This is a genomic window from Pseudomonas sp. FG36 (assembly GCF_057809275.1).
Window position 1 is genome coordinate 202,245 of the sequence record NZ_JBMDJQ010000001.1, and the last position, 12,011, is coordinate 214,255.

General features: G+C 67.5%; 7 protein-coding genes. 3 read left to right on the forward strand and 4 right to left on the reverse strand.

What is annotated here, in order from left to right; translation table 11 throughout:
- Positions 1 to 89: 89 nt before the first annotated feature.
- From ACODS9_RS00925 to xthA, 3 genes are all read right to left on the reverse strand, one after another.
- On the reverse strand, positions 90 to 1,754 hold the full coding sequence (locus ACODS9_RS00925; RefSeq protein ID WP_489093028.1) for a cyclic peptide export ABC transporter: 1,665 nt from the start codon (positions 1,752 to 1,754) through the stop codon (positions 90 to 92).
- A gap of 119 nt (positions 1,755 to 1,873) precedes the next feature.
- Positions 1,874 to 2,752, reverse strand: a complete 879-nt coding sequence (locus ACODS9_RS00930) for a formylglycine-generating enzyme family protein (protein ID WP_489093029.1) — start codon at positions 2,750 to 2,752, stop codon at positions 1,874 to 1,876.
- A 137-nt stretch (positions 2,753 to 2,889) separates the two neighbouring features.
- Positions 2,890 to 3,702, reverse strand: a complete 813-nt coding sequence (xthA, locus tag ACODS9_RS00935) for an exodeoxyribonuclease III (RefSeq protein ID WP_023631818.1) — start codon at positions 3,700 to 3,702, stop codon at positions 2,890 to 2,892.
- 163 nt (positions 3,703 to 3,865) lie between these two features.
- Here xthA and ACODS9_RS00940 point away from each other — a divergent pair, with 163 nt between their 5' ends.
- The 3 genes from ACODS9_RS00940 to ACODS9_RS00950 are packed head-to-tail and all read left to right on the forward strand — an operon-like array spanning position 3,866 to position 9,982.
- A complete protein-coding gene (locus ACODS9_RS00940) occupies positions 3,866 to 4,516 on the forward strand; it encodes a GNAT family N-acetyltransferase (protein WP_367856105.1) in 651 nt (216 codons plus the stop codon).
- A 52-nt stretch (positions 4,517 to 4,568) separates the two neighbouring features.
- Positions 4,569 to 6,311 carry an autotransporter assembly complex protein TamA gene (locus tag ACODS9_RS00945; protein WP_489093030.1) on the forward strand — a complete coding sequence of 581 codons (1,743 nt, stop codon included), beginning with the start codon at positions 4,569 to 4,571 and terminating at the stop codon, positions 6,309 to 6,311.
- The gene (locus tag ACODS9_RS00950; RefSeq protein WP_489093031.1) at positions 6,308 to 9,982 is read left to right on the forward strand and encodes a translocation/assembly module TamB domain-containing protein; all 3,675 of its coding nucleotides are present in this window, start codon (positions 6,308 to 6,310) and stop codon (positions 9,980 to 9,982) included. The genes ACODS9_RS00945 and ACODS9_RS00950 overlap by 4 nt, the downstream gene beginning before the upstream one ends.
- A 51-nt stretch (positions 9,983 to 10,033) precedes the next feature.
- Here the strand turns inward: ACODS9_RS00950 and prpR are convergent, their stop codons facing one another.
- A complete protein-coding gene (gene prpR / locus ACODS9_RS00955; protein WP_489093032.1) occupies positions 10,034 to 11,983 on the reverse strand; it encodes a propionate catabolism operon regulatory protein PrpR in 1,950 nt (649 codons plus the stop codon).
- Positions 11,984 to 12,011: the final 28 nt, after the last annotated feature.

Genomic DNA, 12,011 nt, shown 5'->3' on the forward strand with positions numbered 1-12,011 from the left:
TCAGCGTGCGGCAATAGGGGAACGAGCGGTGTGGCGGGGAATTTACAAAGTGCGGGCGGTGGCGAGGAGCCGCCGCCCGTGAGGCGGGGTCAGGCGGGCAGGGCGGGTTCCTGGTTGCGCTCGACGACGATCTGGCCGCCGTGCATGCGCACCAGTTGGTCGGCCACCGGGAAGTAGCGGTCGTCGTGGGAGATGACGATGATGGTCTTGCCCTGCTGTTTCAGTTCCGGCAGCAGCTCGGTGTAGAACACGCGGCGGAAGGCCGGGTCCTGGTCGGCGGCCCATTCGTCGAACACCAGCACCGGGCGCTGGTCGAGCCAGGCATTGATCAGCGCCAGGCGCTTGCGCTGGCCGGTGGACAGGTCGGTGGTGGTGAAGCTGCCGTCGCGGATGCTCACCTTGTGGGCGATATCCAGGCGTTCGAGGTACTTGCCGGCCTCGGGCGGCAACTCGGCCTGGCCGGGCAGCGGCTCGTCGAACAGGTAGTAGTCGGCGAAGATGGTGGTGAACAGTTGGCGGTAGTCGTCCAGGCGCTGCGGGGTGACCGTCTCGCCATTGAGGCGCACTTCGCCCTGTTGCGGGGTGTACAGGCCCAGCAGCAGCTTGATCAGGGTGGTCTTGCCGCAGCCGTTCTCGCCGACGATGAAGACGATGTCGCCCTGGCGGATGCTCAGGTTCACCGGCCCCAGGTGGAACGGCTGGCTGCCCTCGACCTGCGGGTAGTCATAGCGCAGTTGGCGCAGCTCGATGGACTCGACGCTGGACACGGCCGGGGCGCGGTCGCTCACCAGCAGGTGCGGCTCGGGCGACGAGAAGCGCGCCGACAGCTCGGCGATGCGGCGCAGGGCGATCTGCGCGCGGCTGATGCTCGGCAGGTTGGTGATCAACTGCTCCAGCGGCCCCTTCATGTACAGCATCACCAGCACGAAACCACCAAGCACGGTGCGGTCGGTGCTTGGCCACAGCGCCTGGAAGGCGATGGCCACGCCGATGACGGCGAAGAACAGCATCGAACCGAAGGTCTCGGCGCTGACGAAGATGTTCGCCGCGCGGATGTTGGCCTTGCAGATGCGCTCGGTGGCGCCGTGGATCAGCTGGTCATGCATGTGCTGGCGGCGCTTGCGCTGGATACGCAGCTCCTTGGCGCCGCCGGAGAGAGCCTGGTAGTGCTTCTGCAGCTCGTCCTCGCCGTTGCGGGCGGTGAGGATGTTCTTCATGCCGAAGCGGTGGGCGAGGAACTGCGCGCCAGTGCCGATCACCACGGTCAGGGCGGTGATCAGCAGGATCTGCCAGGACAGCAGCGCCAGATAGGCGAGGCAGCCGAGGGTGACGGTGAAGGCGATGACCATCGGCGCCACGGACAGGGCGAAGGCGCTGATGGTACTGACATCGTTGAGCAGCACCGGGATCAGGCGGTGGGCACGGTAGCGCTCCAGTTGCGCAATCGGCGCCACCAGCACCTTGGCGGACAATTCGCGGCGCAGCCGCGCCACCACCTTCTGGCCCACGTAGTTGGTCAGCAGGTTCGAGCCGGTGGAGCAGGCCAGGGTCAGCACGCACAGGCCGCCGAACAGCAGGGCGGTATGGGTGTCCGGCCCGCCGGCGGCATTCATCGCGCTATTGATGGTGGCCAGCAGGGCGGTGACGCTCAGGCCGCTGACCACGCCAAGGGCCGCCGAAAGCGCGACCAGCATCCAGAACGGCTTGAGTATGCGCAGGGTTTCCTGGGCGAGGCTGGGTGTCTTGAGCGTCATGGGGGCATCTCGTGAGTATTCGTTGGCGCCGGGCAGGAACAGGTCCTGATCTTGGTAGACGAGAGGGTTTTGCGCGGATTTAGTCGCCCGGCGCCGAGGGCGCCGGGGCGGGGCAGGGCTTACAGTTCGCGGGCGACGCGGAAACCGATCCAGTCGCCGCGCAGGGTGGAGCTGCGCTCGTTGCGGTTGCCCGAGCGCGAGAAGATCGGCGCCTCGGTGTAGTCGTTGCCGCGGATCACCCGGCGATCCTCGCATTCGCTGCTGTTGGTCTGCGGGCTGCCGTCGGTGGGGGCGTTGGCGTAGCTGTCGACGTAGCAGTCGCGGGTCCACTCGTAGACGTTGCCGTGGCCGTCATAGACGCCGAAGGCGTTGGGCGGGAAGCTGCCGACCGGTGAGGTGAAGGAGAAACCGTCGGTAGGGCCGTAGGTATTGGCGTGCTTGGAGATCTGGTACTTCTGCTCGTCGTTGTCATCGAGCGGGAAGGGGAACGGCCCGGTGCTGCCGCCACGCACGGCGTACTCGCGCTGGGATTCGCTGAGCACCTTGTAGACCTTGCCGGTCTTCTTCGACAGCCAGCCGGCATAGGCCTCGGCTTCGTGGAAGTTCAGGCACACGGCGGGCTGGCGGTCGCCTTGCTGGTAGCGCGGCACGCCGGCGATGCACTCGCGGCCCGGACGGGTATCGCCGTTGGGGACCTTGTAGCCGGTGGCCTTGAGGTAGGCCTTCCACTCCCCGTTGGTGATCTGGTACTGGCTGACGGCAAAGGCTTTCTTGAACGTTACCTCGTGCAGCGGGCCTTCGTCGTCCTGGCGGCCCTTTTCGTCATCCGGGGTGCCCATCATGAAGCTGCCGGCGGGTAGCACCACCATTTCCGGGCAGGTCTTGGCGCAGTCGCGGAACACGCTGCCAGGTTTGTGCGCGGGCGCCGCGGCCAGGGCCGGCAGGCTGCAGGCGACCAGCAGGGCGGCCAGGGTGAGGCGGTTCAGGGGTGCGGTCATGGGGAAGCCTTGTTCAGGGTTGCTGGGCAGACAGCGAGAGTTCGTGCTGTTGGACGAACTGAACGAGGCGATGTTTAAGGGGGATTTGTATCCAGGTGTGGTAGGGCTGCGCCTGTGAGCGCGCAGCCCGTACGCAATCAACTCAGTTCAAGCCAGATCGGCGCATGATCCGAAGGCTTTTCCATCCCGCGCAGTTCATAGTCGACCCCGGCGGCCCTGACCCGCGGCAGCAGCCCATGGGAGGCCATGATCAGGTCGATGCGCAGGCCGCGCTTGGGCTCGTCCTCGAAACCGCGGCTGCGGTAGTCGAACCAGCTGAAGCGGTCGGCCACGTCCGGGTACAGGTGGCGGAAGCTGTCGACCAGGCCCCAGCCCTTGAGACGCTCCATCCACTCGCGCTCTTCGGGCAGGAAGCTGCACTTGCCGGTCTTCAGCCAGCGCTTGGCGTTGTCCGGGCCGATACCGATGTCGCAGTCCTGGGGCGAGATGTTCAGGTCGCCCATCACCACCACAGGCTGGTCGTTCTTGAACTGCCCCTCGAGCAGGGCCTGCAGGTCGCTGTAGAAGCGCTGCTTGGCCGGAAACTTGGTGGGGTGGTCGCGGCTTTCGCCTTGGGGGAAGTAGCCGTTCATGATGGTGATCGGCGTGCCGTCGGCATCGGCGAAGGTGCCCCAGATGAAGCGACGCTGGGCGTCCTCCTCGTCACTGGCGAAGCCCTTGGACAGCGACAGCGGTTTTTCCCGCGAGAGCAGGGCGACGCCATAGTGGCCCTTCTGGCCGTGGTAGTGCACGTGGTAGCCGAGTGCCTCGACGTCGGCCAACGGGAACTGATCGTCGCTGACCTTGGTTTCCTGCAGGCCGATCACGTCCGGCTGGTGTTTGTCGATCAGCGCCGCCAGCTGGTGCGGGCGGGCGCGCAGGCCGTTGATGTTGAACGAGACGATCTTCATGGAAAGACGATCCTGGTAAAAGCCACGGATGCTAGCCGACATCGCCGGCCACGGCCAGCATGGCGCCGCGCGACGGGCGCTGCTAACGTGCTGGAGGAGGTGAACCCAGCGCCGGAATCTGGTTCCAAGGCCCTGTACACCCATTCCAGGAGGACTGCCCGCAATGCCCGACGACATCGCCGCCCCGGCCCGGATCTGCCTGCTCGACGCCGGCTACGCCCGCGAGGCGCGTTCGCTGCTCTACCATGCCTACCGCCACGAACCGACCTTCGCCTGGCTGTTCGAGGCCCAGCGCCCCGGGTACGAGCGCCGCCTGCGGGTGATGGTGCGCGAGTGGGTGCGCCAGCACTTTTATCTGCAATTGCCGGCGATCGGCCTGTTGCTGGAGGATCGGCTGATCGGCCTGGCGCTGATCGTGCCGCCGTTGCGCCGGCTTGGCGTGGCCGACAGCTGGGCCTGGCGCCTGCGCATGATCCTCGGCACTGGCCTGCGCTGCACCCGCCGCTACCTGGATTACCAGGCCGCGCTGGCCGGTTGCCTGCCGGGGGACAAGGTGCATGTGCTGCCGCTGTTGGGCGTGCACCCGCAGTTCCAGGGCAAGCACTACGGCGAGCAACTGCTGCAGGCCGTGCATGACTGGTGCGCCGAGGACGCCGGTACCGACGGCGTGGTGCTGGACACCGGCAATGCACACTACCTGGCGTTCTACCAGCGCCAGGGTTATGAAGAGATCGGCGAGATCGCCGTAGGGCCGATCCGTGAGCGGGTGTTCTTCCACCCCAACCCGCGCTCGTCGAGGGTAGCGAACCTGTGACAGGCGTTTTCTGAAAGCCCCTTGGCCGTTGCGCTCTGGTAGCATGCCGCGCATGACGTATTCAGGAAGACTTGGCTGGGGCCTGCTGTTGCTGGCCGCCAGCTCCATGGCATGGGCGCAGAGCGAATTGCTGGTGCGGGTCAAACCCGCCAACAAGGCGCTCAAGTCCAATATCGAAGGGTATATCGGCAGCCTGGGCGATCGCGACGAAGAGGCCTTGCTGCGCTTCAGCCGGGGCGCCGAGGAGCAGGCGCGCAAGGCGGCCCAGGCCCTGGGCTATTACCAGGCGCGGGTCGAGACCGAGGTCAAGGCGCCGACCGATAAAGACAAACCACCGCAACTGATCATTCAGGTCGAGCCCGGAGAACCGATTCGCCTGCGCAACGTGACCGTGCGTATCGAAGGGCCGGCCAGCGAGCTCAGGGTGTTCCGCATTCCTGACAGCAAGGCGCTGCGCCCGGGCGAGCAGCTCAACCATGGCACCTACGAGGACGCCAAGCGGCTGATCCAGAACCAGGCCTCGCGCTACGGCTTCTTCGCCGGGCGCTTCGAGCGCCAGCGCCTGGCGGTCGATCCGCAGGCCGGTGTGGCCGACATCGAACTGGTCTACCAGAGTGGCCCGCGCTACCGCCTTGGCGCGGTGAGCTTCGGTGGCGATGCGCCGCTGGACAACGACCTGCTGCAGCGCATGGTGGGGTTCAAGCCCGGCACCCCGTACGACTCGGAACTGATCGCCGAACTCAACAACGACCTGCAGTCCAGCGGCTACTTCGACAGCGTGCGCGTGGACGCCGCGCCCACCGCCGCAGTGGGCGAGGACATCCCGGTGGACGTCCGCCTCGACACCCGTAAACCACGCACCCTCGGCCTGGGCCTGGGTTTCTCCACCGACGTCGGGCCACGCGGCAAGGCCAACTGGACCCGCCACTGGGTCAACCCGCAAGGGCACAGCTACGGCTGGGAAACCGAGCTGTCGGCGCCCCGGCAGAACGTCGGCTTGTGGTACGACATTCCGCTGGATCCGCCGCTCACCGACAAGCTGCGCTTCGCCGGCGGCTACCAGAACGAAGAGATCGCCGGCACCGACACCCTGAGCAAGCTGCTGACGGTCGGCCCGGAGTGGCACAGCAAGCTGCCCAGCGGCTGGCAGCGGGTGATCTCGCTTAAGTACCAGCGCGAGGAGTATCGCCTGGGCGACGACTCGGGGCTGAGCAACCTGCTGATGCCGGGCGTCAGCTTCTCCTACCTGCGCAGCGACAATCGCATCGACCCGCACAATGGCTACCGTCTGCAGTTCGACCTGCAGGCGGCCAAGGAAGGCCTGGGTTCGGACACCAACCTGATCCACGGCAACGTGCTGCTCAAGGGCCTGACCACCCTGGGCCAGAACCATCGCTTCCTTGGCCGCGTGCAGTTCGGCGGCAGTGCCACCAATGGCTACCAGCAGAATATCCCGCCGTCACTGCGCTTCTTCGCCGGTGGCGACCAGAGCGTGCGCGGCTACGACTACCAGTCGCTATCGCCGAAGAACAACCAGGGCGACCGCATCGGTGGGCGCTACCTGGTGGCCGGCAGCGCCGAGTACCAGTACTCGGTTGCCGAGAAATGGCGCCTGGCGACCTTCATCGACCAGGGCAATTCGTTCAACTCGCTGGAACTGCCCAGCCTCAAGACTGGCGTCGGCATCGGCGTGCGCTGGGTGTCGCCGGTGGGGCCGCTGCGCCTGGACCTGGCCCGCGCCCTGGATGACGACGGTGGTTTTCGTTTGCACTTCTCCATGGGGCCTGAGCTGTGACGCGTGTATTCAAACCCATCCTGCTGGCACTGCTGGGCCTGCTGTTGCTGATCGTCCTGGCGCTGGGCCTGGTGCTGGGTACCCAGGGCGGCAGCCGCTGGGTGCTGGGCCTGGTGCCGGGGCTGCAAGTCAGCGATTTCTCCGGACGCCTCGGCGGCAGTTGGCAGGCCAGCCAACTGCGCTGGACGGCGGGCGAAGACCGTGTCGAGGTGCAGGCCCCACAACTGGACTGGTCGCCAACCTGCCTGCTGCGCGCCACCTTGTGCGTCGAGCGTCTGCAGGCCGAGCGTATCGACATGGCCTTCGCCCCGGGCGAGGACAAGCCCGATAGCGGCCCGCTGCAACTGCCGGCGCTGAATCTGCCGTTGGCCATCGAGCTGGGCGAGGTCAAGCTGGGCCAGCTGCGCCTGGATGGCAGCGACCTGCTGGGCGACCTTAGCCTGGCCGCGCACTGGACCGCGAGCGGCCTGCGCGTGGACAGCCTGCAACTGCGCCGTGACGACCTGCGCCTGGACGTGCAGGGCGACCTGATGCCCCAAGGCGACTGGCCGCTGCAGCTGCAAGGCACGCTGCAACTGCCGGCGGTCGATGGCAAACCCTGGCAACTGGCCTTGAGCGCCAAGGGCGAGTTGCAGAAGTCCCTTGCCGTCGATGCCATCAGCAGCGGCTACCTGGACGCACGGCTGAGCGGCGAGCTGCAGGCCCTGGCCGAGCACCTGCCGGCCCACCTGAGCATTCGCGCGGACAGCTTCAAACCGGCCGCCGAGCTGCCCGATACCCTGCAACTCGACCAGCTGCGGCTCGATGCCCAGGGTGACTTGCTCAAGGGTTATCAACTGTCCGGCTCGGCCACGCTGCCCGCCGAACAAGGGCCGATCGGTTTGGTGCTGGCGGGCAAGGTCGATGCCAAGGGCGCCCGGCTCGACGCCCTGGACCTGAACGCCAGCGATCAGCAGCGCCTCAAGCTGCAGGCCAGCGCCGACTGGCAGCAGGGCCTGAGTGCCGATGCCAGCCTCGACTGGCTGGACTTCCCCTGGTTGCGCCTGTACCCGCTGGAGACGGCGCCGCAGGTCACGCTCAAGCGCTTCAACGCCCAGGTGCAGTACCGCGACGGCAGCTACAAAGGGGTGTTCAACGGCGACCTGGATGGCCCGGCCGGCGCCTTCAGCCTGGCCAGCCCGTTCGACGGCGACCTCGGCCAGGTACGCCTGCCGCAGTTGCTGCTCAGCGCCGGGCAGGGCAAGGCCGCCGGCAGTGTCGCCCTGCGTTTTGCCGACACCCTGGCCTGGGATGTCGACCTGCAACTGTCGGCCCTGGACCCGGCCTACTGGCTGGCGGAGCTGCCCGGCACCCTGGCCGGCCCGCTGCGCAGCCAGGGCGAATTGAAGCACGAGCAACTGACGCTCAAGGCTCAGCTGGACCTCAAAGGGCGCCTGCGCGGCCAGCCGGCGCTGGTCAAGGTCGACGCCGAAGGCGCGGGCGAGCGTTGGACCCTGGGCAGCCTGGCGGTGCAGCTGGGCGACAACCGCATCAATGGCAGCGCCAGCGTACAGCAGCGCCTGGCCGGGCGTGTCGACCTCGACCTGCCGCGCCTGGGCCAGCTCTGGCCGCAGCTGCAAGGGCAGGCCAAGGGGCGCCTGGACCTGGCCGGCACCCTGGCCGCGCCGCAAGGCACCCTGACCCTGCAGGGGCAACAGCTGGGCCAGGCCGACAACCGCGTGCAGCGGCTGGACCTGGATGCCCGGCTGGACAATGCCCAGCGCGGCCAGGTGACGCTCAAGGCCGGCGGTATACGGGTGGGTGATACCGCCCTGGGCAGTCTTGATGTGCAAGGCAAGGGCGATCTTCGCCAGCAGGCTGCGACCCTGGCCCTCGACGGCCCGCAACTCAAGCTCGACCTGGCGCTGGATGGCGCCCTGGCCAAGGGCGACTGGCGCGGTCGCCTGGCCAGCGGGCGCATCCAGGCCGGCGGCCAGGACTGGCAGTTGCAGGCCCCGGCGCGTCTGCAGCGTCTGGCCAGCGGCCAGCTCGATTTCGGCGCCCACTGCTGGCGTTCCGGCCAGGCCAGCCTGTGCGGTGAGGACCAGCGCCTGGCGCCGGAGCCGCGCCTGCGCTACCACCTCAAGCAGTTCCCGCTGGACAGCCTGGCGCAGTGGCTGCCCAAGGACTTCGCCTGGCAGGGCCTGCTCAACGCCGACATCAACCTCGACATCCCGGCCAGCGGCCCCAAGGGCAGCATCCGCGTCGATGCCGGCGGCGGCACCTTGCGGGTACGCGACAAGGACCGCTGGGTCGACTTCCCCTATCAGGTGCTGCGCCTGGACAGCACCCTGGCGCCACGCCGGGTCGACACCCGCCTGGACTTCCGTGGCGAGCGCCTGGGTGAGCTGAATGTGAACACCCGTCTTGATCCGCTGGGCCGCAACAAGCCGTTGTCCGGTGATTTCCGCCTGGCCGGGCTTGAGCTGTCGGTCATCCGGCCGTTCCTGCCGATGGTCGAGCGCCTGGCTGGACAGCTCAACGGCAACGGGCGTCTGTCCGGCAGCCTGATTGCGCCCCAGGTCAATGGTAGCCTGGCCTTGAGCGGTGGCGAGGTCAGTGGCGCGGAGTTGCCGGTGAGCCTGGAGGACCTGTCGCTGCAGGCGCTGATCGCCGGTGAACAGGTGCAACTGAACGGCAACTGGCGCAGTGGCGCTGCAGGGCGTGGGCAACTGACCGGGCACCTGACCTGGGGGCAGGCGCTGGGCATGGACCTGCGCCTGCAAGGCCAGCAACTGCCGGTCAGCGTCGAGCCCTACGCGGCGCTGGAAGTGGCGCCTGACCTGAGCATTCGCCTGCTGGACGACAAACTGGCGGTGACCGGCAAGGTGCAGGTGCCCAAGGGCAAGATCACCGTGCGCGAGCTGCCGCCGTCGACGGTCAAGGTCTCGGACGACACGGTGATCGTCGGCCACCAGACCGAGCAGGGCAAGCCGCCGATGGCGGTGGCGATGGACATTGATGTCGATGTCGGCAGCGAAAAACTGTCATTCAAGGGCTTCGGCCTGACCGCCAACCTGCTGGGGCACGTGCATATCGGCGACAACCTCGACACCCGTGGCGAACTGAGCCTGGCCGACGGACGCTATCGGCAGTATGGGCAGAGTCTGACCATTCGCCGCGCGCGGTTGCTGTTCGCCGGGCCCATCGACCAGCCGTACCTGGACATCGAGGCGATCCGCAAGGTCGACGATGTGATCGCCGGCATTCGCCTGAGCGGCAGCGCCGAGCAGCCGACCACCAAAGTGTTCTCTGAGCCGGCGATGAGCCAGGAGCAGGCGTTGTCCTACTTGGTATTGGGCCGGCCGCTGAACAGCTCTGGCGAGGACAACAACATGCTTGCCGAGGCGGCGCTGGGGCTGGGCTTGATGGGCAGCGCCGGCCTGACCGGCGGCTTGGCTTCGAACCTGGGTATCGACGACTTCCAGCTCGACACCCAGGGTACGGGCAACAAGACCAGCGTGGTGGCCAGCGGCAACCTCACCGAGCGCCTGAGCCTGCGCTATGGCGTGGGCGTGTTCGAGCCGGCCAACACCATCGCCTTGCGCTACAAGCTCAGCAAGAAGGTCTACCTGGAAGCCGCCAGCGGCCTGGCCAGCTCGCTGGATATCTTCTACAAGCGCGATTTCTGATCTGTCCCTCATCCGCCCCGGCCAGCGCTGGCCGGTGGCGGATGGCAAAGCTCAACGCGCAGCCCGCAGGCGCCGCCACAAGGTGGTGCGGCTGATGCCGAGGCGGCGCGCGGCTTCGTCGAGGTCGCCCTGGCAACTGTCCAGGGTTTCTTGCACATGGCGCAGTTGCGCGGCCTTGCCCACCGTTTGCAGGTCGGACGCTTGCGGCGCCTTGGCGCGCCGGGATGGCAACTGGCCCTGGCACAGCTCGGGCAGCACCCGCGCCAGGTACTGCTCGTCCAGCCCCTCGTCGCGCAGCAGTTCGCGGGCCGACAGCATCGCCCGCTCGATCACGTTCTCCAGTTCACGAACATTGCCCGGCCAGGCATGGCGCACCAGGTAGGGCAGCAGCGCCGTCACCACCTGTGCAGCGCCTGGTGGCTGCCCCTGGACCAGCAGGCGCTGGCCGATGCTCCGGCAGATCAGGGCGATGTCCTCGGGGCGTTCGCGCAGAGGCGTGGTCTGCAGCCGCAGGATGTTCAGCCGGTAGTACAAGTCGGTGCGGAACCTGCCCTGGTCGATGGCCGTGCCCAGGTCCTGGTGGGTCGCGGCGATGATCCGCACGTCGATGGCGATCGGTTCGGTGCTGCCCAGGCGCAGCACTTCGCGCTCCTGCAGCACCCGCAGCAGGCGGGTCTGCAACGACACCGGCATGTCACCGATCTCATCGAGGAACAGCGTGCCGCGGTGCGCGGCCTCGAACAGCCCGGGCTTGCCGCCCTTGCGCGAACCGCTGAAGGCGCCTTCCTCGTAGCCGAACAGTTCACTCTCCAGCAGTGTTTCGGGAAATGCCGCGCAGTTGATGGCGACGAAGGGGCCTTGCCGGCGCGGGCTTGCATTATGGATGCCCTGGGCCAGCAGTTCCTTGCCGGTGCCGCTCTCGCCGGTGATCAGGATGGTCGAGTGGCTGGCGGCGAAGCGCTCGGCCAACTGCAGCATCTCGCGGTTGGCCCTGCTGTTGCCGCTCAGTTGTTCCAACCGGTAGCGCGCGGTGAAGGCGCCGGGGCGACGGCTGGCGCGGATGCGCTGGTCGGCCCGCTGCACCGCGCTGATGTCCTGGCAGGTCAGCACCAGGCCGGTGCGCTCGCCGTTCTCCAGGATCGGCAGCAGGTTGCTGACCACGGCTTGCGCGCCCAGGCGGATGACGCGGTTGTCCTCGCCCGTGCCATCCTGCAAGGCCTGCTGCAGGTCGAGCTCGGGGCACAGGGCCTGCAACGGGCGGCCGAGCGCCGCGCTGGCCGGCAACCCCAGCAACTGTGCCAGGGCCGGGTTGAGCGACTGCACCAGGCCTTGGTTGTCGACGGCCGCGACCCCGGTGGGGATATGTTGCAGCACGGCATCGAGGTGGCGGCGCTTGGCAATTTCGATGCGCTGGCTGTCGAGGATGCCCAGGGCCTCTTCGAGCGCCTTGCGCACGGTGTCCTCGCTCAGCGACAGCACGCCCTGCAGGCCGGCTTGTTCGGCCAGCTCCACCACGGTAGACGAGCCGATGATGCTGCCACAGCCCAGCCGGGCGGCGTGATCGACGGCCTGGCGGGCTTGCTCCAGCGAGGTATAGGCGGCCTGGTGCACCTGCACGGTGAACAGCGCTGCCAATGCCTGCAGGTCCTGGTTGATATGGTCGTAGCTGAGCACGGCCACTTGCATGCCGTGGGCCTTGGCCTGCCCCAGGGCGCGCAGCAAGTCGCCGCCGCCGACGCGCATTGCCAGTACTGGCCGGGCCAGGTGCTTGCGCAGATAGGCGGCGGTGGCCCCTGCGCAGACGAACACATCGACTTCGCCGCGCTGCTCCAGCTCGCGGGCGGTCTGCAGCGCTTCGGCTACCGAGGTGTCGAGCACCTCGATACGGGTGTCGGGGTAATCCGCCGTGAGTCCGCTCACGACCTGGGCGAGACGGCTGCGCTGCCGAGGGCGTTGCAGGTGGCTGATCAGCACGACGACCTTGGAGGCGGGGGAATGCATGGCGGGCCCTGTTCATTGTTGCAATATT